The sequence below is a fragment of the Streptomyces sp. NPDC020747 genome, assembly GCF_044334695.1.
In the GTDB taxonomy this organism is placed as follows: domain Bacteria; phylum Actinomycetota; class Actinomycetes; order Streptomycetales; family Streptomycetaceae; genus Streptomyces.
The window spans coordinates 37,143-56,402 of the sequence record NZ_JBIRTJ010000014.1; the positions used below are offsets into that span (position 1 = coordinate 37,143).

Sequence of the window (19,260 nt, forward strand, 5' to 3'; positions counted from 1 at the left end):
GATGCGGAAGCAGAGCGAGGCCGAGGTCTTCCGGATCACCGGAGCCAGGCAGGGCCTCGCCGACGACGTACGTGGCAGGCAGCGCCGCTACATCATCTCGATGTCCGTCCGCACACTCTCGGTGATCCTCGCGGCCACCCTGTGGAACGTCGAACGGCACGTCGCCGTCGTTGCTCTGGCGCTCGGCATCCTGCTCCCCTACGTCGCCGTGGTGATCGCCAACGCGGGCCGGGAGAACGCGCCCTCGCTGCCGTCCACCTACGTGACCGCGCCGACCCGTCCGATGCTGTCGGCGCCCCGTGCGGGCGACGCCGCGGAATCCGTCCCGGAGGACCTCGTGACCGATCCGGGCGCCCGCCTGCGGGACGAACCGCACGAGCGGACCTGACCACGAACGATCCTCCGGGACCGAAATTCAGGACCGTACCAAGCTCAAGAAAAGCTCAGATCAATCATGTTGTTCCGGTGCCGGGCAGCGGGCTACCCGTGACATACTTCGTACGCGCTCCGCATCCCCCGTCGGAGCGACAGACCGACGCCGGGCAGCTCCCCCCGTGGCTGCTCGGCGTCGCCTTTTGTGGAGCCAGATTCGTGGCCCCCTCACACCACACCCGGAGCAGTCGGCGCACAGCTCCCGGAGCGGTCGCCGGCCGGCACCGCTGACGTAGGGTCGAGGCGTGATTCTGAACGTTCCCGGCTCCGAACCGTCCTCGCCCGCCACCCCCGTCTGTTCGGCGAAGGCCTGCCGCGCCGACGCGGTGTGGGTCCTCGCCTGGAACAACCCCAAGCTGCACACGCCGGAGCGCCGCAAAACCTGGCTCGCGTGCGAGGAGCACCGGGAGCACCTGTCCCAGTTCCTGGGCGTCAGGGGCTTCCTCAAGGACGTCGTACTCCTCGCGGACTGGGAGTCTCCGGATTCCTCGGAGTCCTCGGATTCCTCGGAGTCCTCGGATTCCCCGGAGTCCCCGGAGTCCTCCTAGCGGGCTGAGTGATCAGCCGCCGATCGCCGACATCGGCCGGTCCGGCTGGACGAACGTCGGGTCGTCCAGGCCCGCCCCCGCCTTCTTCCCCCACATGGCGAGCCGCCAGATTCGGGCTATCTCCTCGTCCGACGCGTCCGAGCGCAGGGCGGCCCGCAGGTCGGTCTCCTCGCGCGCGAACAGACAGGTGCGGACCTGGCCGTCGGCCGTCAGCCTCGTACGGTCGCAGGCCGAGCAGAACGGGCGCGTCACGGAGGCGATCACACCGACCCGGTGCGGCCCCCCGTCCACGACCCACCGCTCGGCGGGTGCCGAGCCCCGCTCCTCGGACCCCTCCTCGGTGAGCTCGAAGCGCGTACGCAGTGAGGCGAGGATGTCACCGGCGGTGACCATGCCGTCGCGCTTCCAGCCGTGCTGCGCGTCCAGGGGCATCTGCTCGATGAACCGCAGTTCGTAGTCGTGCTCCACGGCCCAGGCGAGCAGGTCGGGCGCCTCGTTCTCGTTCAGTCCCGGCATCAGTACGGAATTGACCTTGACCGGGGTCAGCTCCGCGGCGCGGGCGGCTTCGAGGCCCTCGATGACGTCCTTGTGGCGGTCACGGCGGGTGAGGGTCTTGAAGACGTCGGGGCGGAGGGTGTCGAGCGAGACGTTGACCCGGTCGAGGCCCGCCGCCTTCAAGGCGGTCGCGGTGCGCTTGAGGCCGATGCCGTTCGTCGTCAGGGACATCTGGGGGCGGGGCTCAAGTGCCGCCACGCGCTCCACTATGCCGACCAGGCCGGGGCGCAGCAGGGGCTCGCCGCCGGTGAAGCGGACCTCGGTGATGCCCAGCCGGGTGACGGCTATGTCGATGAGGCGGACCATCTCGTCGTCCGAGAGCAGGTCGGGCTTGGCCAGCCACTGCAGGCCCTCCTCGGGCATGCAGTACGTGCAGCGAAGGTTGCACCGGTCGGTCAGCGAGACACGCAGATCGGTGGCCACTCGGCCGTAGGTGTCGATGAGCACGTGGGCCCCCTCCCTCTAGCTCTTTCCGTACGGATCTCGGCAGAGACATCCGGTCGATCAGTCGGTTCGACCGGCCGGATGATCAGTTGGTCGATCAGTCGATCCGATACCAGCGAGCCTACGTGACGGCACCGACAACGCGACGGGCCCTGATCCCACGAGACGCACCGCGGCCGCGTCGTAGGGATCTACGACGCGGCCGCCGGCCGTGACGGTCAGTGCGCTCCGGTACCGGTGAGGGAGCGGACCTCCAGTTCGGCGTACTTGCCGGTGTCCGGCTCCTCCTTGGACAGGATCGTGCCGAGCCAGCCGAGCAGGAAGCCGGCCGGGATCGAGATGATGCCCGGGTTCTCCAGCGGGAACCAGTGGAAGTCGACGTCCGGGAACATCGAGGTGGCCTTGCCGGAGACGACCGGCGAGAACAGCACCAGGCCGACCGCCGTGGTGAGGCCTCCGTAGATCGACCACAGCGCGCCCTGGGTGGTGAACCGCTTCCAGAAGAGGCTGTAGAGGATCGTCGGCAGGTTGGCGGAGGCCGCGACCGCGAAGGCGAGGGCGACCAGACCGGCGACGTTGAGGTCACGGGCCAGGGCGCCGAGGCCGATGGAGACGACGCCGATACCGATGGTGGCGTACCGGGCGGCGTTGATCTCCTCCTTCTCGGTGGCCTTGCCCTTCCTGATGACGTTCGCGTAGATGTCGTGGGCGAACGACGAGGACGAGGCCAGGGTCAGACCGGCGACCACCGCGAGGATCGTGGCGAAGGCCACCGCGGAGATCGTGGCGAGCAGGATCGCGCCCCAGGCCGAGTCGACGCCGCCCAGATGCAGTGCGAGCAGCGGCGCGGCCGTGTTGCCCGCGGGGTTGGACGCGACGATCTCCTCCTTGGAGATGAGGGCCGCCGCGCCGAAACCGAGCGCGATGGTCATCAGGTAGAAGCCGCCGATGATGCCGATCGCCCAGTTCACGGACTTACGCGCGGCCTTGGCGTTGGGCACGGTGTAGAAGCGGATCAGGATGTGCGGCAGGCCCGCGGTGCCCAGCACCAGGGCGATGCCCAGTGAGATGAAGTCGATGCTGGACGTGGTCGTGAGGCCGTACTTCAGGCCCGGCTCCAGGAAGGCCGCGCCGCCGCCGCTGTTCTCGGCGGCCTTGCCGAGCAGGTCGGAGATGTTGAAGTCGAACTTGAGCAGCACCAGGAAGGTGATGAGCAGGGTGCCGCTGATGAGCAGCACGGCCTTGACCATCTGGACCCAGGTGGTGCCCTTCATGCCGCCGATGGTCACGTACACGATCATCAGGACGCCGACCAGGGCGACGATGCCGACCTTCCCGGCGTCGCTGGTGATGCCGAGCAGCAGCGAGACCAGGACGCCCGCGCCCGCCATCTGGGCCAGCAGGTAGAAGATCGAGACGACGATCGTGGAGGTGCCGGCCGCCGTACGCACCGGGCGCTGGCGCATGCGGTACGCGAGGACGTCGCCCATCGTGTACCGGCCGGAGTTGCGCAGTGGCTCGGCGACCAGGAGCAGGGCCACCAGCCAGGCGACCAGGAAGCCGATGGAGTACAGGAAGCCGTCGTACCCGAAGAGGGCGATTGCGCCGGCGATGCCGAGGAACGACGCGGCGGACATGTAGTCGCCGGAGACGGCGAGGCCGTTCTGGAACGCGCTGAACGAACGGCCACCCGCGTAGAAGTCGGCGGCGTCCTTGGTCTGCCGGCCGGCCCAGACGGTGATGACGAGGGTGGCGACGACGAAGACCGCGAACAGGGAGATGATCAGCGGCCGGTGCTCGCTGGCCTCCCCCGCCGCGAGCTGCGCCTGTGCGAGCTGGACCTGTGTGATCGCGGGGCTCATGCGCCGCCCTCCATCCGGGACTTGATCGCTTCGGCCTTGGGGTCGAGCTGGCGGGAGGAGTGCCGCTCGTACCACCAGGCGATGAGGAACGTGGTGAGGAACTGGGCGAGGCCCAGGACGAAGGCGACGTTGATGTTGCCGAACAGCTTGGTGCCCATGAAGTCGTCCGCGTAGATCGACAGCAGGACGTACAGCAGGTACCAGCTGATGAAGCCGATGGTCAGCGGGAAGGCGAAGGAGCGGTGGGCGCGGCGCAGTTCACCGAACTCAGCGCTCTCCTGTACCTCAACGAATTCCTCGGTGGTGGGGAAATGAGGTTCGGCTTTCGCGGGGGGCGGTGCGTCGGTGGCCACGGAGTCTCCTCGCGTTGCGGGTGCGGTTGCGACGTTGGACGGGGGTCTTTGGGGATCGGGGGACGGGCTGAGTACGGACATGGCTGTTCTCTGACCTCACGGTGATGTGGATCACGTGGGCCGGGTGGCGATGCCAGGTGCCCCGGGCGTGATCCGACAGGGGGCTCGATCGTGCTCGTGCTCCCTGCTCAACGTCACGGAGCCGCGCGAGGAGCGGTTCAACTCCGGGCACTTCTTTCGGAAGTCGCGGCCGAGGTTTCGCAAGACATCCCCGTAAGTCATTGCTGGCCAGGGACGACGGGAGATAGCTTCGGGCCTGCACCACCCCGTCATGTACCTGCCCGGGCACCACCTGTGTTCGGGCTGGTTCCGTTTCCGGATGATGTGGAGATCCCATGGCTCATCTGCGTTCCAGACGCCGTCTTGCCCTCGCCGTACCCGTTGTTCTGTCGCTCACCGCCTCGCTCGGTTTCATTCCGGGTGTCGCGACGGCGGCCGCCCCGCAGTCCGCTCCCGCCGTCACGGCGGCGGACGGCCCGAATCTCGCGTACGTGGTCAACACGAAGACCGACCACCGCACGATCGAGTCGGTGAAGAAGGCGATAGCCAAGGCCGGCGGCACGGTCGTCACCACGTACGGCAGGATCGGCGTCATAGTCGTCCACTCCGCCAACCCGGAGTTCGGCCCGCAGATCCGCGCCGCGCGCGGCGTGCAGTCGGCCGGTGCCACGCGCACGACGCCGCTGACCGCGGCGGGGACGACGGACGAGGGCGCCGCCGACTATCTGTCGGCCGCCGAGGCCGCCAAGGTGAAGGCCGCGGCCACCCCGAAGAGCGAGCCTCTCGAGGCCGACCAGTGGGACCTGCGCGCGATAGGCGCCGACAAGGCCGCCAAGATCAACCCGGGCAGCAAGAAGGTCACGGTCGCCGTGATCGACACGGGTGTCGACGACACGCACCCGGACCTGGCCCCGAACTTCTCCGCCAAGCAGTCCGCCAACTGCGTGGGCGGCGTGGCCGACACGAGTGCGGGCGCCTGGCGTCCGTACACCGCCGAGGACTACCACGGCACGCATGTCGCCGGTGAGATCGCGGCCGCCCGCAACGGCATCGGTGTGGCCGGTGTCGCGCCCGGCGTGAAGGTCTCCGGCATCAAGGTCAGCGACCCGGACAACGGACTCTTCTACCCCGAGAGTGTTGTCTGCGCCTTCGTGTTCGCCGCCGACCACGGCGTGGAGATCACGAACAACAGCTACTACGTGGACCCGTGGCTCTACAACTGCATGAACGACCCCGACCAGAAGGCGATCGTCGACGCGGTCAACCGGGCCCAGCAGTACGCCACGAAGAAGGGCACCCTGCACCTCGCGTCGGCCGGCAACTCCAACCACGACCTGGACTCGGACGCGATCGTCGACGACTCGAGCCCCGACGACTCGACGCCGGTCAGCCGCACGATCGACCCGCACGAGTGCTTCGACGTACCGACCCAGCTGCCGGGCATCGTCACGGTGAGCGCGACGGGCGTACAGAACCTCAAGTCGTACTACTCCACGTACGGCAAGGGTGTCATCGACATCGCCGCTCCGGGTGGTGACGGGCGCTACCAGATCCCGGACACCCCGTCGAAGAACGGCCGCATCCTCTCCACGATGCCGAACAACCAGTACGGCTTCCTTCAGGGCACCTCGATGGCCTCGCCGCACGCCGCGGGTGTCGCCGCACTGCTGAAGTCCGAGCATCCGTGGGCGAGTCCGGCCCAGCTGCAGGCGCTGCTGAAGGCCCAGGCGGACAACCCGGGCTGCCCGGACTCGTACGACCAGGACGGCAACGGCACGCAGGACGCCAACTGTGAGGGCGGCAAGCGTGTCAACGGCTTCTACGGCTTCGGCATCGTGAACGCGCTGAAGGCGGTCAAGTAGCCCGCGTTTCCCGGGACTTCCCGCACGGCCCGCACGTATTCGCGAAACGAACTGGAGACAGCATGACAGCGCCTCAGACGCGCTCCCGCCGCGTCATAGCCATCCCGCTGGGGATGGCCCTGGCGACGGCTCTCGCCTTCCTGCCGAACGTCAACGCCTCGGCGGCCCCGGCGGCCGACACGGCCGGTGTCGCCGACGCGGCGGCGAAGATCTCGGCGGAGGCCACCCCGCTGAGCTACGTCGTCAACGTCCGCGCCGGGCACGGCCCTTCCTCTCAGGTGAAGAAGGCCATCGCCCGGGCCGGCGGCACGATCGTGACGTCGTACGACAGGATCGGCGTGATCGTCGTCCACTCGTCGAACGCCGACTTCGCCAAGACCATCCGCAAGGTGCGCGGGGTGGAATCGGCGGGCTCGACGCGCACGGCGCCGCTGCCCGCGCAGTCCACGACCGACGTCGGCACCCCCAAGGTGCTCAGCGCGGAGCAGGTCGCGGACGTCGAGGCGGCGGCCGGGCAGGACCCGTTGGAGCCGCTGCAGTGGGATCTGCCCGCCATCAAGGCGGACAAGGCGCACGAGAAGACGCTCGGCAGCAAGAAGGTCACCGTCGCCGTGATCGACACCGGCGTCGACGACACGCACCCCGACATCGCGCCGAACTTCGACCGCAAGGCGTCGGTCAACTGCGTGTCGGGCAAGCCGGACACGACCGACGGGGCCTGGCGGCCGAGCGCCGCCGAGAGCCCGCACGGCACCCATGTCGCGGGCGAGATCGCGGCCGCCAAGAACGGTGTCGGCGTCACCGGTGTCGCGCCGGGCGTGAAGGTCTCCGGCATCAAGGTCTCCACGACGGCCGGCTTCTTCTACACGGAGGCCGTCGTCTGCGGCTTCATGTGGGCGGCCACGCACGGTGTGGACGTCACGAACAACAGCTATTACACCGACCCGTGGTACTTCAACTGCAAGAACGACCCGGACCAGAAGGCGCTCGTCGAGGCCATCGGCCGGGCGACGAAGTACGCGGAGAAGAAGGGCACGGTCAACGTCGCGGCGGCGGGCAACGAGAACTACGACCTCTCCGCCGACGAGATCACCGACCCGGTCTCGCCGAACGACTCGACTCCTTCGGAGCGCGTCATCGACCCGTCGGAATGCCTTGACATCCCGACGCAGTTGCCGGGTGTCGTCACGGTCGCGTCGACCGGTGCGAAGGGCATCAAGTCGTCCTTCTCCAACCACGGCCTGGGCGTCATCGACATCGCCGCCCCCGGCGGCGACTCGACACGCTTCCAGACCCCGGCCCCGCCGGCCACGAGCGGCCTGATCCTCGGCCCGCTCCCGGGCGGCTCGTGGGGTTACATGGCCGGTACGTCGATGGCGTCCCCGCACGTCGCGGGCGTCGCCGCACTCATCAAGTCGACGCACCCGCACGCCTCGGCGGCCAAGGTGAAGGCCCTGCTGTACGCGGAGGCCGACGCCACGCCGTGCACCAAGCCGTACGACATCGACGGCGACGGCAAGGTCGACGCGGTCTGCGAGGGGCCGAAGAACTACAACGGCTTCTACGGCTGGGGCACCGCCGACGCGCTGGACGCGGTGACGAAGTAACACCTGGACGAAGCAGCGCCTGACTGAGGGGAGTTGAGCTCCCCTCAGTCGAGCTTCCCTCAGGAAGTCGAGCCGGGTGGCCCGTGGGCCACCCGGCTCTCGCGCGTTCGGGGGCATCGCGTCCCCTGCCTTGTCCTGCCGCCGGTCTCTTTCGCGGGCGGGCCAGGGCGGCTTGTCTCGGCCACCCGGGCCCTGGGATGCGGATTCGCCGGGCTGGGGCTGAGTCGGGAGGGCTGCCGGGCGCGTATGGATGGGCGGAATGTCGTGTGCGTCAGCGGAATACCGTTCCGCCAGTTGTCTGCCAGGACTTGCCCGGACCTGGACGACTGGTGAAGATCTTGAGGTGAGTTCGATAAGACCGACTGCCGACGCGGGTGGCGAAGCGGGCGCGCCCCGGGTGAGCGCGGCCGTCGTCCGGCGCTCCGTCGCCGTCCTCGCCCTGGTGGCCCTGGCCGCGCTGATCCCGTACCTCGGGCCGCCCGCCGCACTGCGCGGCACAGGAGAGGCCACCCCGCCCGGCGTGGGCGGGATCGCGCTGCTGCGGACCGTCCTGTTCGCCGCGGTGTGCGTCTCGGCGGGTGAGCTGTTCGTCGCGCGGCTGGCCCGCAGGGTGCCGGGCGTGCCTCTGGAGGACGCGCCCCGCAGCTGGGCCCCGGCCGCGGCCGGGGCCGGTTTCGTCGCCGCGCTCGGTCTCGCCTCGGTGGTGGCCACCGGCAATCTGGTGCCGCGCGGCCTCTCCGACATGGACATCGGCGGGCTCTACCAGACCCGGGACGGCGCGCTCGCGCTGCTGGAGGTCAACGCGTTCGTCGTGATGGGGCTGTGCGCCCTGTCACGCCGCCCGGGCAACCAGGTGTGGCCGCTGGCCGCGGTGGCCGTCGCGGAGGCGCTGCGCGCCCACCCCACCACGGAGCAGAGCCCGCTGATCGGCTCCGGTCTGACACTCGTTCATGTGACATGTGCGGCCCTGTGGGCGGGCGGGCTGCTGTATGTCCTGCGCACGCTCCACCGGTGGCGGAACACGGCCCCTGGGGAGGGCGTCGCGTTGTTGGGCCTCTACGCGCGCGTGGCGGCCGTTCTGCTCGCCGCGATCACCGCGACGGGGGTGTGGAGCACCCTGCGCCGGATGCCGCCCGGCACGGTCCTGGAACAGCTGACGACGACGGCGTACGGGCGCGTCCTGCTCGCCAAGGTGCTCCTCGTCGTCGCCGTCGCCGTCCTCGCCCTGTGGGCCCGCCACCGGCTGCACCGGGCGGCCGACCCGCTCACCGCCTACTCCCCCGCGCGCGCGGAGGTCGTGGTCCTGGGCGTGGTGGTCGCGGTCTCGGCGGTGCTCACGGCGGTGCCGGTGCCGATCCGCTGGTGACCCTTTCCGCGGGCCGACGGGTCAGTGCCGTCGTACCGGTCGGCACGTCGTACCGGTCGGCACGTCCCCCACCCGCATGTCGAACGCGGCGTGGACGGTGGTGGCGCACATGGCTTGGTCCTGCTTCCCGCTCAGGTGGTGAGGGTGCGCGTGTCACGGTACGTCGCTGGCGGTGCGGGCCGCTCGCCGACGGCCTCCAGCACCCCTCTGGCCAGCAGATACTGCGCCGCGATGTACGTGATCATGATCCAGAGGTCGGGCCGCGGAAGCTGTGGCCAGTCGGCGACGCCGGTCGCGATGAGGGTGTCCGACAGCATGAACAGGGCCCCGCCGACGCCCGCGAGAAGCCCGAGCCGCGTGGCCCCGTACGCCATCGCGGTCAGCAGCAGGCTGTAGCCGGCGACGGGGACGCGGAGGTCGGCCGGGAGGCCCGGCCACAGGAGGGCGACGGTGGTGACGAGGGCGAGGGCGTACGCGGCTGCCGCCGGCCAGGTGCCACGCGCGCGTGGCGGCCGTTTCCCGGCGACTGCGGCCGTCCGCCTGAAGAGGAGCAGGTAGCAGACGTGGCCCGCCGCGAAGGACGCCATCCCCGCGAGGAAGGCGGGCTCGGCGTCGAACAGGAGCAGGACGTCTCCGCCCCATCCGAGGAGCAGCGCGGCGACGAGGAGCCGGGGGCCGCCACACACGCGCGCGTAGACGGCCAGCAGGGGCATCAGGAGGGGCTTGGCCGCCGTGTGGCCGGTCTCGTACCCGGCGGACAGGGAGACGAGGTCCACGACCGTCACCAGGCCGAGGGCGACGAGCGGCACGCGCGCGTGGCGCGCGTTCACGCGGCGGGCTCCGGCTCCGTGACGGGCTTCTCGTGGGACGTAACGGCGTCCTCCGGCGACGCGACGGCTTCCCCCTGGGACGTGACGGCCTTCTCCGAAGAGGCGGCCCGCTCCGAAGCGGCCGCGGGCGACGGCACCGGCTGCCACCCCGGCCCCCGGAACATCCGCCCGGCCCGCTCCCGCCAACTCCCCGCGGCCCGCAGGTCCCTGGCGATGGCGGCGTACTCGTGGGTGGCGACCCGGATCGGGTTGTACGTGTCGATGTTCTTGGTCAGCCCGTACACCGGCCGCTCGGTCTCCGGGACGAACGACCCGAAGAGCCGGTCCCAGACGATCAGGATCCCGCCGAAGTTACGGTCCAGATAGCCGCCCTGGGAGGCGTGGTGGACACGGTGGTGCGAGGGCGTGTTGAAGACGAACTCGAAGGCCCGGGGCAGCTTGTCGATGCGCTCGGTGTGGATCCAGAACTGGTAGACGAGGTTCACCGACGAGCAGAACGCGAGCGCGGCCGGATGGACGCCGAGCGCGACGAGCGGGACGTAGAACGGCCACACGGTCCATGTCGTCCAGGGCTGGCGCAGCGCGGTGGTGAGGTTGAACCTCTCGCTGGAGTGGTGCACGACGTGACAGGCCCAGAGGATCCGGATCACATGGTGCCCGCGGTGCGACCAGTAGTAGAAGAAGTCCTGCGCCAGCAACATCAGTGGCACGGTCCACCACAGGACGGGCACCCGCAGTGGTGTCAGCTCATATATGGCCGTGTAGACGGCGACGATCGGGATCTTCCACAGAAGGTCGAAGGCCAGACTCCCCAGACCCATGCCGACACTCGTGGCGGCGTCCTTCGTCTCGTACCCCGCGGCATCCTCATCCGGATGGATCCGGACGCTCACCACCTCGATCACGGTGAGCAGCACAAACGCGGGTATCGACCACAGCACGACATCGGGCAGGTTCGGCATGCAAGCACCGTAGAACCGCTGGTGGACCGCGGCTAGACGTTGTTACCCACAAGTATTACCGGGGGTATGCGCTTGCTTCTTGGTGATCTCCGCCAAGGAGCCGTGCGGCTCGGCCCACTGTACGAGCGCCTCGGCCCCAGGTCGTGACCGTCACACCCCCGCCGCCCCCAGCAACGCCCCAGCCCCATACGTGACAGCCATGGCCAGCGCCCCGCCCGCCACGTTCCGCAGCATCGCCCGGCCCGGGTCGGCGGCGCCCAGGCGGGCGCTGGTCCAGCCGGTCAGGACGAGGGCGGCGAGGACCGAGACCACGGTGACGGCCAGGCGCCAATCGGCGGCAGGCAGCACCATCGCCAGCAGCGGGAGCAGTGCCCCGGCGGTGAACGCCAGGAAGCTCGCCCAGGCCGCGTGCCACGGGTTCGCCAGCTGGTCCGGGTCGATGCCGAGCTCCACGCGCGCGTGGGCCTTCAGCGCGTCCCGTTCGGTGAGCTGCTGTGCCGCCTCCCGGGCCACGTCCCGCGAAAGACCCCGGTCCTCCAGCAGTTCGGTGAGTTCCTCCAGTTCCGCCTCCGGCTGGTCCCGCAGTTCCCGCCTCTCCTCGGCGAGGGCGGCCTTCTCCGAGTCCCGCTGGGTGGAGACGGAGACGTACTCCCCCGCGGCCATCGACATGGAGCCGGCGAGCAGGCCGGCCAGCCCGGCCGTCAGCAGGGCCGAGCGGGCGTCCGTCGCGCCGGCCACGCCGACGACGAGGCCCGCGGTGGACACGATGCCGTCGTTGGCTCCGAGAACGGCCGCTCGCAGCCAGTTGAGCCGCTCGCCCAGCGCCCCGCCGTGGGCCTGGTCATGGGCTTCGTCGTGGGCCTCGTCATGTGTCGGTTCCGTCACACGCGGGAGCATCGCACCCGGGACGTCACCAGACCCGTACCGACCCTCCCCGCGCGAACACCGGACTCGTCGCGTCGGCCGGTGGCTCGCCCAGTGGTTCGGCGATCTCCTGTGCCGTCGGGCCGGACTTCGCCGCGATGGGGTCGAGGAGGTCGAGGTCGAAGCCGTACACGCGGGCCGCGTTGCCGCCGACCATCGCCGCGATCTCCTCGCGCGCGAGGCCCGCGTACGCGATCCGCAGGCCCTCGCGGGTGTACGGGTACGTGCCCTCGTCGTGCGGGTAGTCGCTGCCCCACATGATCTTGTCGAGGCCGATGCGGTGGCGGAACGGCACCTCGTGCGGGCGCATGAAGCTGGCGCCGACGAAGCAGTTGTCCCGCCAGACCTCCGAGGGGCCCTTGCCCATCGAAGCGGCGAGACCGGCGCCGAACTTGGACTCGGCCGTGGACGCCTTCGACGCCGCCGCGACCAGCCGCCCGTGGTAGTAGTCCAGCATGTCGAGCACCCCGGGTATCCAGCCCGAACCCTGCTCGGTCAGCACCAGTTTCAGGCCGGGATGGCGGCGGAAGGCACCCCCGAAGATCAGGTGCCAGAGCGCGCGGTGCGAGAACCACGTCGTCTCCACCATGAAGACCGCCCGGGCGGCGGGCTCCTCGCCGAGCGGCGGGGAGGCCGAGCCCGCGTGGTGGTTCACGGGCACGCCCAGTTCCTCGCAGACCGTCCAGATCGGGTCGTACGCCGACGAGTACAGCTCGGGCAGTCCGCTGCCCGGTGGCGTGCCGGGCAGCAGGAGCCCGCCCCGCAGGCCCGCGCCGACGGCCCACCTGATCTCCTTCACCGCCTCCTCGACGTCGTTCAGGAGGATCTGGAAGACGCCCGCCCGCCTGCCCGGCGCGGCCGAACAGAAGTCCGCCAGCCAGCGGTTGTGGGCCCGCAGACCCGCCCAGCGCCGCTCGAACTCCTCGGCCGTCGGCGCGGGCGCCATCAGCGAACCCGAGGGGAAGAACGGCGGGATGGTGTTCGGGAAGACGACCTCGGCGACGATCCCGTCCTGCTCCAGCTCCGCGAGCCGCCGCTCCGAGTTCCAGTTCTTGTCCGCCGTGTCGGCCATCAGGTCCTCGTACGGATTGACGTACGTGGCCGCCCAGGCGTCGAACTCCTGGTGGTACCGACTGGCCAAGTACGGCTTGTAGTCGAGGAGATCGGCTCCCGCGTGGCAGTCGGCCGAGATGACGGTGTAGCGGTCCTCGCCCAGGGGGACCCTGCTCACGGGGCTCTCGCTCGCGGCGTTCTCGTTCACGGGTTTCTCCGTCACGGGGTCCTCGCTCACGGGGTCACCCCCAGGACCGGGAAGTCGTTGTCCGTCAGCCAGTGGCGGCCCACCTCGCGGGAGCGCGCCCAGGACGCCTCGACGGCCGACTGGTCCTCGGACTGGCCGAGTTCGGCCGGGGTCGGGCCGATGCGCCGGGCGAGCGGGGCCAGTTTGCCGGTGTCGAAGCCGAAGACCTCCGCCGCCGCCAGGCCCAGCATGCGGCGCGTCTCCGCCACCGGGATGTCGTGGAACGTGCGCGACAGCCACGCGCGCGTGTCGGGCCAGGTCCCCTCGGGGTGCGGGAAGTCGCTGCCCCAGAGGATGTTGTCGACGCCGATCTCGTACCGCTGGGCGAGTTCGCGCCGCTTGGTGTTGGTCGCGCAGACGAAGACCTGGCGGTCCAGGTACTCGTGCGGCGGACGCGTCAACTCCGCGAAGGGGGACAGCTTCTTGCCGCCGTGCGCGCCCAGGTAGAGCCGGTCCATGAACCACAGGAGGTTCGGCAGCCACCAGCAACCGGACTCCGCCACACCGAACTTGAGACCGGGATGGCGCTCGAAGACACCGGACCAGAGCAGGAACCACAGTGGCCTGGCCGGCCACCAGGTCACCTCGCTCACATAGATCCCGAGGTGGTCGCCGTACTCGTGGCGGGGCGCGGCGCCCGAGTGCGTCAGCACGGGCATGGCGCACTCCGCCGCCGCGGCCCACACGGGGTCGTAACGGCGGTCGTGGTACGGCTCCTTGTCGACCCACATGGAGGGGATCATCAGGGCGCCCAGGCCCGACTCCTTGGCCCGGTACACCTCGACGACGACCCGCTCGGTGGGGGCCGTGACGGGCAACAGGGCGACTCCGCAGTGCCGTTCGGGGTTCTCGCCGACGAACTCGGCCAGCCAGCGGTTGTGCGCCTGCGCGCCCGCCATGCCCAACTCCGGGTCCTGGTCGCCGGAGAGGCCGAGGCCAACCCCGAAGGGCGCGGCCGTCTGGCTGTCCACCGCGTCGGCGTCGGGGAATACGACCTCGGCCGCCACTCCGTCGCCGTCCAGCTCCTTGAGCCGCTGCGCGGAGTCCCAACCACCGCGCAGGCCCTCCTCGTTGTCCTGGAACCACTTGCTCGCGAACGCCTCGTTGCGGATGCCGAGCCGCGTCATCTCCTCGCGGCGACGGTCACGGCCCGCGAGGAACTCGTCGAAGTCCCGGTGGAAACGGGCGTCCAGATAGGGCCGGTACTCCTCGGTGGGCAGTCCGGCGTGGCAGTCGGAGGAGATGATCAGGTAGGGCTCTGTCGTCGAGGCCATGTGCGGCTCCTCAGTCTGGTCCTCAGTGGTCCGTCCGGTCCTCAGTCCAGAATGAAGTTCTCCAGGTACGCCGGATCGGCGCGGTCGAGCATCGACCGCGAGCGCGCCCGGATCTGCGCGTCGCTGTGCTCGCTGTCGGGCAGCAGCCAGAAGCGGTCCGCCCGGATGCCGTCCGCCACGAAGTCGGCGACCTCCTCGACCGGCGTGAACCGCACGTCCTTCCCCGCCTCCTTCATCGCGGCCTCCCACTGGCCGAGGCTGCGGTACGGGGTCCTGCGGGGCTTCCGCTTCGCGTACCGGTCCGGCCTGTTGCGATGCGACTCCCACAGGCCCGTACGGAGCATGTGGGGCCCCGGGAAGAGCACGGAGGCACCCACGCGCGCGTGCTCGGCCCTCAGGTGCGCGTACAGCGACTCGGTCATCGTCACGACGGCCGCCTTGGTGACGGCGTACACGGAGGCGGTCGGCAGGGGCGCGATGCCGCCGTCGCCTGACGAGGTGTTGACGATGTGGCCGGGCTCGCCGCCCGCCAGCATCCGCGGTACGAAGGCCTGGACGCCGTGGAAGACGCCCCAGACGTTGACCGCGAACGCCCACTTCCAGTCGTTCGGATCGTGCTCCCACATGCGGCCCTCGGCGCCCGAGCCGACTCCGGCGTTGTTGCACAGGACGTGCACGGCACCGAACCTCTCGTACGTCTCCTCGGCGAGCGCGACGACCTCCTCGCGCTCCCCGACGTCGACCACGCGCGCGTGCACCACGGCCCCGTCCTCGCGCAGCCCCGCGGCGGCCTTCTCCAGGGCGCCCTCCTCGACGTCGGCGAGGACGACCTTCAGCCCCTCGGCCGCGAACCGCCGTGCCATGGCCAGCCCGATGCCGCTCGCGGCTCCGGTGACGACGGCGACCTGTCCCGCCCTCAGTTCCATTCAGGTGCTCCCCTCGGGCGGCCCGTCGAGAATCTGCTGCGGGTCGTCGTAGCGCTGGTGGATGTACGGCAACAGGGCCTGCCCGCTGACCCGTTCGACGACCCGGCCCTTCTGGTCCGTCGTCTTCTCGCCGAGGGTGATCTCGACGAGTTCACGCACGGGGAGGTCGGCGACCGGGTCGTACATGGACTCCCGGAGGACGACGTCACCGGTGATCCGCTCCAGCTTGCGCACCTTCTCGTTGCGCACACAGTGCACGAGTACGGGGTCGGAGTCGAAGCCCGAACCGTCCACCGCCGGAAGGAACTTGAAGTAGAAGTCGGTCTTCCGCGTCGGCTCCGGCAAAGGCAGCGCCCCGCTGACCGCGCCGCGTACCTCCACGAACTCGATGCCGTGCCGGGCGAGTACGGCCCGTACGACGAGACCGTCGCGTTCGACCGTCACCTCACCGAGCTTCTTGGGCTCCCCGAAAACCTCCCGGCCGCCGATGAGGGCCCGTTCGTGGGTCATCGGCATGACGAGCGGGTACCAGCCCTCGACCCCGTCGTGGGCGGCGGCGACCGCGAACGAGCCCGCGCCCAGGGGGTATCCGGGCAGGTCGACCTTGCTGATGTTCACCCGGACCAGGGGCCGCCCGGTGGGTTTGAGCGGCGGCGGCAGGACCGCCGCGACCGCGTCCGGGTCGCTCTCCCAGACGGCCACCACACCGGTGGACCAGATGTCGGGGAGCCGGGAGCTCGCGGTGCGCGCGGCGCCGATCTCCGCCTCGGTCCGCGCGCCGTACCGTACGCGTGCCATGTCGTACCGCCCTTCTCTGACCGTCCTTCTCTGATGGGCCGTCACCTGTAACACAGTTACAGCAGACCTCGCGAAGGGTAAATACTCTTGCGTCACAAGGACTTGGGGGCGTCATGGCAAGACCGGCACTGACCCGCGAGGAGGTCCTGGCCGCCGCCGCGGACCTGGTGAGGCAGCACGGTCCCCAGGCGCTGACGATGCGGAAGCTCGCCGCCGAGCTGGGCACGGCGGTGACCTCGATCTACTGGCACGTCGGCAACCGCGAGTCGCTGATCGACGCGCTGGTCGAGCGCACCGTCGCCGAGCTGGGCGAGATCCGGCCCGTCGGGCGCACCCCGGCGGGGCGCATCGTGTCCGTGGCGCGTGCCCTGCGCCGACGGCTGCGCGACCATCCGCACCTCGTCGCGATGGTGCACGAACGCGGCCTGACGGAACGGATGTTCCTGCCCGCGCAGCAGGCCCTGGTGCACGAGGTGCACGCGGCGGGACTGCGCGGGGCGCGTGCCGCCGACGTCGTACGAGCCGTGCAGTTCCAGGTCGTCGGGCACGTCCTGGTCGAGCGCAACCGTGAGCGCGCCCCGGCGCAGCACCCCGGCGAGGAGGAGCTGTGGGGGGCGCGTACGGCGGAGGAGGACCCGGCGCTCGCCCGCGGCCTCGCGCGGGTCATCGACACGGAGAAGCTGTTCACCCTCTCCGTGAAGGCGCTGGTGGCCGGGTTGTTGGCGGGGACTCGTGACGGGGAGTCGGACTCCGGATCCGGCCCGGGCCCGGACTCCGGGGACAGGACTGTCAGTCGCGCCCCTTATCCTCAGTGACCATGCTCGAAGACCATCAGACCGCACCGTCCACCACCCCGTGGCCGGCCGCCTATCCGCAGGGATACGCGGTCGTCGACGTGGAGACCACAGGACTGGCCCGCGACGACCGCATAGTGTCGGCCGCGGTCTACCGGCTGGACGCGCGCGGCGAGGTCGAGGACCACTGGTACACGATGGTCAACCCGGAGCGGGACCCGGGTCCGGTGTGGATCCACGGTCTGACGAGTGACGTGCTCGAAGGGGCGCCCCTGTTCCCGGAGATCGCCGAGGAGTTCGCGTCCCGGCTCGACGGCCGCGTCCTCGTCGCGCACAACGCGGTGTTCGACTGGTCGATGATCGCGCGGGAGTACGCACGCGCGGAGCGCGAGGCGCCGGTCCGTCAGCGGCTGTGCACCATCGCGCTGTCCAAGGAGCTGGGCCTGCCGCTGGCCAACCACAAGCTGGAGTCGCTCGCGGCGCACTTCGGCGTCGTGCAGCAGCGCGCGCACCACGCGCTGGACGACGCGCGCGTGCTGGCCGAGGCGTTCCGGCCGAGCCTGCGGGCCGCCGCGCGCGGGGGCGTACGGCTGCCGCTGCTCGAATGCCGGCCGCTGACGGAGTGGACGGACCGGGCGGCGCCACGGATCGGCCGGCAGTCCGGTGGCCACTCGTCGGGCGGCTACCCGTCCGGGGGCTATCCGTCCGGGAGTTGGCGCCCCTCGCGCAAGCGGCCGGCCTGCCCGTATCCCAACCCGGGGCGGTACGAACCGGGCAAGCAGCTCAAGCAGGGCATGCGCATCGCGTTCTCCGGGGACACCTCGGTCGAGCGCGACCTCCTGGAGGACCGCGCCGTCGAGGCCGGACTGCATGTCGCGACGAGCCTGTCCCGGCTCACCAGCCTCCTCGTGACGAACGACCCGGACTCCGGTACGTCCAAGGTGGTCAAGGCCCGCCAGTTCGGCACCCCGGTCGTCGACGAGGCGGCGTTCGGCCAGCTGGTGCGGGACGTGGAGCCGGCGTCGAAGGCGTGACGGAGCGTCTGCCGTGTGGGGTGCACGCCGGGGGCGCGGACATCCGGTCGTACGGGTGATTGGGGAGCGACTCGCCCGGCGACCGCTCGCCCATACCGCCCCGGCGGCCCACCCTGTGGCGCATGGCACGTTGTGAGGTCTGCGGAAACGACTACGGCATGACGTTCGAAGTACACGCGCAGGGCGCGATCCATGTCTTCGACTGCTTCTCCTGCGCCATCCACCGCATGGCGCCCATCTGCGAGCACTGTCGCGTCCAGATCATCGGCCAGGGTGTCGAGGTCGAGGGCCACTGGTACTGCGGGGGCCACTGCGCCCGCGCGGAGGGGAGGGTGGGGATCATCGACAAGGTCTGAACCGTCCCGTCCGGACCACACGCCTCCAAGCCACCCCTCCCGCCCAGCACCCCATGACCGAGTTGTACGGTCGTGGGGTGTACCGCTTCCTGTTGACCCGGCAGTGGGTGATCCTCACCCTCATCATGCTCGCGCTCATCCCGACGATGATCGAGCTGGGCTTCTGGCAGCTGCACCGGCACGAGCACAAGGTCGCGCTGAACAAGGTGATCTCCGACTCGTTGTCCGCGAAACCGGCCCCCGCCGAGTCGCTCACCGCGCCGGGCAAGGCGATCAAGCGCGACGACCTGTTCCGCCGGGTGACCGCGACGGGCACCTTCGACACCGCGGACGAGGTCGTCGTCCGGCGCCGCACCAACTCCGACGAAGAGGTCGGCTACCACGTACTGACCCCGTTCGTCCTGGACGACGGCAAGGTCCTCATGGTCAACCGCGGCTGGATCCCCGCGGACGGCGCGCAGAGCCAGTTCCCGAAGGTGCCCGCGCCCGCGAAGGGCGAGACGACCGTCACGGGCCGGCTGATGGCCGACGAGACGACCGCCGACAGCGGCATCAAGGACGTCCGCGGCCTCCCCGACCGCATGGTCATGCTGATCAACAGCGAGCAGCAGGCGAAGTCGCTCGGCAAGCAGGTCCTCGGCGGCTACATCGAGCTGACCGCGCCGGAGCCGAAGGGCGACACCCCCGAACTGATCCCGGAGCCCGACCACAGCAGCATCGGCCCGCACATGGCGTACGCGATCCAGTGGTGGCTCTTCGCCGCCGGCGTCCCCGTCGGCTGGGTGATCCTGGTCCGCCGCGAACGCCGCGACCTGGCGGAGGCGGCCACCGCGGAATCCACGCCGGAGGCGGAGCCTGCCACGGTCTGACCGCCGCGGGCCCGGCGCCCCATAGGGGGCGCGGGGCTGTGACATTTTGCGGCTCCGCTGTGTGGGCGCACCCAGCCACGAACGACCCGCACTTCTCGAACGGC

The 19,260-nt window shown here is 70.3% G+C and carries 19 protein-coding genes; 9 read left to right on the forward strand and 10 right to left on the reverse strand.

Annotated elements, in window-relative coordinates; translation table 11 throughout:
• Window position 1 precedes the first annotated feature (1 nt).
• Together ACH4YP_RS32550 and ACH4YP_RS32555 are read left to right on the forward strand one after the other, a co-directional pair.
• On the forward strand, window positions 2–388 hold the full coding sequence (locus tag ACH4YP_RS32550) for a DUF3099 domain-containing protein (protein ID WP_361058639.1): 387 nt from the start codon (window positions 2–4) through the stop codon (window positions 386–388).
• Window positions 389–677: 289 nt separating this feature from the next.
• On the forward strand, window positions 678–980 hold the full coding sequence (locus ACH4YP_RS32555; RefSeq protein ID WP_398494335.1) for a hypothetical protein: 303 nt from the start codon (window positions 678–680) through the stop codon (window positions 978–980).
• Window positions 981–992: 12 nt separating this feature from the next.
• Here ACH4YP_RS32555 and moaA read toward each other — a convergent pair whose 3' ends face one another.
• From moaA to ACH4YP_RS32570, 3 genes are all read right to left on the reverse strand, one after another.
• A complete protein-coding gene (gene moaA / locus ACH4YP_RS32560; protein WP_361058643.1) occupies window positions 993–1,982 on the reverse strand; it encodes a GTP 3',8-cyclase MoaA in 990 nt (329 codons plus the stop codon).
• Between the two features lie 215 nt (window positions 1,983–2,197).
• Window positions 2,198–3,841, reverse strand: a complete 1,644-nt coding sequence (locus ACH4YP_RS32565; protein WP_398494337.1) for a cation acetate symporter — start codon at window positions 3,839–3,841, stop codon at window positions 2,198–2,200.
• On the reverse strand, window positions 3,838–4,194 hold the full coding sequence (locus tag ACH4YP_RS32570) for a DUF485 domain-containing protein (protein WP_361058647.1): 357 nt from the start codon (window positions 4,192–4,194) through the stop codon (window positions 3,838–3,840). Before ACH4YP_RS32570 ends, ACH4YP_RS32565 begins: the two co-directional genes overlap by 4 nt.
• Window positions 4,195–4,589: 395 nt before the next feature.
• On the opposite strand from ACH4YP_RS32570, the gene ACH4YP_RS32575 reads away from it, so the two are divergent.
• The 3 genes from ACH4YP_RS32575 to ACH4YP_RS32585 all read left to right on the forward strand — a co-directional run bounded on the left by ACH4YP_RS32575 (window position 4,590) and on the right by ACH4YP_RS32585 (window position 9,089).
• Entirely contained in the window at window positions 4,590–6,116 is a 1,527-nt protein-coding gene (locus ACH4YP_RS32575; RefSeq protein WP_398494339.1) for a S8 family peptidase, read from the forward strand.
• A 62-nt stretch (window positions 6,117–6,178) separates the two neighbouring features.
• Window positions 6,179–7,723 carry a S8 family peptidase gene (locus ACH4YP_RS32580; protein WP_398494341.1) on the forward strand — a complete coding sequence of 515 codons (1,545 nt, stop codon included), beginning with the start codon at window positions 6,179–6,181 and terminating at the stop codon, window positions 7,721–7,723.
• Between the two features lie 343 nt (window positions 7,724–8,066).
• On the forward strand, window positions 8,067–9,089 hold the full coding sequence (locus ACH4YP_RS32585) for a CopD family protein (RefSeq protein WP_398494343.1): 1,023 nt from the start codon (window positions 8,067–8,069) through the stop codon (window positions 9,087–9,089).
• A 131-nt stretch (window positions 9,090–9,220) separates the two neighbouring features.
• Here the strand turns inward: ACH4YP_RS32585 and ACH4YP_RS32590 are convergent, their stop codons facing one another.
• From ACH4YP_RS32590 to ACH4YP_RS32620, 7 genes are all read right to left on the reverse strand, one after another.
• The gene (locus ACH4YP_RS32590) at window positions 9,221–9,919 is read right to left on the reverse strand and encodes a lysoplasmalogenase (protein WP_361058653.1); all 699 of its coding nucleotides are present in this window, start codon (window positions 9,917–9,919) and stop codon (window positions 9,221–9,223) included.
• On the reverse strand, window positions 9,916–10,881 hold the full coding sequence (locus ACH4YP_RS32595) for a sterol desaturase family protein (RefSeq protein ID WP_361058655.1): 966 nt from the start codon (window positions 10,879–10,881) through the stop codon (window positions 9,916–9,918). Before ACH4YP_RS32595 ends, ACH4YP_RS32590 begins: the two co-directional genes overlap by 4 nt.
• A gap of 150 nt (window positions 10,882–11,031) precedes the next feature.
• Window positions 11,032–11,766 carry a VIT family protein gene (locus tag ACH4YP_RS32600; RefSeq protein ID WP_398494345.1) on the reverse strand — a complete coding sequence of 245 codons (735 nt, stop codon included), beginning with the start codon at window positions 11,764–11,766 and terminating at the stop codon, window positions 11,032–11,034.
• A 25-nt stretch (window positions 11,767–11,791) separates the two neighbouring features.
• Complete coding sequence (locus ACH4YP_RS32605; protein WP_398494607.1) at window positions 11,792–13,021, reverse strand: amidohydrolase family protein; 1,230 nt, start codon at window positions 13,019–13,021, stop codon at window positions 11,792–11,794.
• Between the two features lie 71 nt (window positions 13,022–13,092).
• Entirely contained in the window at window positions 13,093–14,379 is a 1,287-nt protein-coding gene (locus ACH4YP_RS32610) for an amidohydrolase family protein (protein ID WP_398494347.1), read from the reverse strand.
• Between the two features lie 41 nt (window positions 14,380–14,420).
• Window positions 14,421–15,305, reverse strand: coding sequence for an SDR family NAD(P)-dependent oxidoreductase (locus ACH4YP_RS32615; protein ID WP_398494349.1), 885 nt, complete (start codon window positions 15,303–15,305; stop codon window positions 14,421–14,423).
• Window positions 15,306–16,103, reverse strand: a complete 798-nt coding sequence (locus ACH4YP_RS32620; protein ID WP_398494351.1) for an acetoacetate decarboxylase family protein — start codon at window positions 16,101–16,103, stop codon at window positions 15,306–15,308. It abuts the gene before it with no gap.
• Window positions 16,104–16,216: 113 nt separating this feature from the next.
• Between ACH4YP_RS32620 and ACH4YP_RS32625 the strand changes: the two genes are divergently transcribed.
• The 4 genes from ACH4YP_RS32625 to ACH4YP_RS32640 all read left to right on the forward strand — a co-directional run bounded on the left by ACH4YP_RS32625 (window position 16,217) and on the right by ACH4YP_RS32640 (window position 19,156).
• Window positions 16,217–16,918, forward strand: a complete 702-nt coding sequence (locus tag ACH4YP_RS32625) for a TetR/AcrR family transcriptional regulator (protein ID WP_398494353.1) — start codon at window positions 16,217–16,219, stop codon at window positions 16,916–16,918.
• 2 nt (window positions 16,919–16,920) lie between these two features.
• Window positions 16,921–17,931: a DEDDh family exonuclease gene (locus ACH4YP_RS32630; RefSeq protein WP_361058666.1), complete on the forward strand. Its 1,011-nt coding sequence runs from the start codon at window positions 16,921–16,923 to the stop codon at window positions 17,929–17,931.
• Between the two features lie 122 nt (window positions 17,932–18,053).
• Window positions 18,054–18,287 carry a hypothetical protein gene (locus tag ACH4YP_RS32635; RefSeq protein ID WP_361058668.1) on the forward strand — a complete coding sequence of 78 codons (234 nt, stop codon included), beginning with the start codon at window positions 18,054–18,056 and terminating at the stop codon, window positions 18,285–18,287.
• Window positions 18,288–18,364: 77 nt separating this feature from the next.
• The gene (locus ACH4YP_RS32640) at window positions 18,365–19,156 is read left to right on the forward strand and encodes an SURF1 family protein (protein ID WP_398494608.1); all 792 of its coding nucleotides are present in this window, start codon (window positions 18,365–18,367) and stop codon (window positions 19,154–19,156) included.
• The last annotated feature ends 104 nt before the right edge of the window (window positions 19,157–19,260 follow it).

What these genes read in the sequence shown, in the direction of transcription:
- ACH4YP_RS32595 (WP_361058655.1), bottom strand. Translation starts at nt 10,881, where the DNA reads ATGCCGAACCTGCCCGATGTCGTGCTGTGGTCGATACCCGCGTTTGTG.
- ACH4YP_RS32550 (WP_361058639.1), top strand. Translation starts at nt 2, where the DNA reads ATGCGGAAGCAGAGCGAGGCCGAGGTCTTCCGGATCACCGGAGCCAGG.
- ACH4YP_RS32615 (WP_398494349.1), bottom strand. Translation starts at nt 15,305, where the DNA reads ATGGAACTGAGGGCGGGACAGGTCGCCGTCGTCACCGGAGCCGCGAGC.
- ACH4YP_RS32610 (WP_398494347.1), bottom strand. Translation starts at nt 14,379, where the DNA reads ATGGCCTCGACGACAGAGCCCTACCTGATCATCTCCTCCGACTGCCAC.
- ACH4YP_RS32635 (WP_361058668.1), top strand. Translation starts at nt 18,054, where the DNA reads ATGGCACGTTGTGAGGTCTGCGGAAACGACTACGGCATGACGTTCGAA.
- ACH4YP_RS32630 (WP_361058666.1), top strand. Translation starts at nt 16,921, where the DNA reads ATGCTCGAAGACCATCAGACCGCACCGTCCACCACCCCGTGGCCGGCC.
- ACH4YP_RS32620 (WP_398494351.1), bottom strand. Translation starts at nt 16,103, where the DNA reads ATGGCACGCGTACGGTACGGCGCGCGGACCGAGGCGGAGATCGGCGCC.
- ACH4YP_RS32580 (WP_398494341.1), top strand. Translation starts at nt 6,179, where the DNA reads ATGACAGCGCCTCAGACGCGCTCCCGCCGCGTCATAGCCATCCCGCTG.
- ACH4YP_RS32565 (WP_398494337.1), bottom strand. Translation starts at nt 3,841, where the DNA reads ATGAGCCCCGCGATCACACAGGTCCAGCTCGCACAGGCGCAGCTCGCG.
- ACH4YP_RS32625 (WP_398494353.1), top strand. Translation starts at nt 16,217, where the DNA reads ATGGCAAGACCGGCACTGACCCGCGAGGAGGTCCTGGCCGCCGCCGCG.
- ACH4YP_RS32575 (WP_398494339.1), top strand. Translation starts at nt 4,590, where the DNA reads ATGGCTCATCTGCGTTCCAGACGCCGTCTTGCCCTCGCCGTACCCGTT.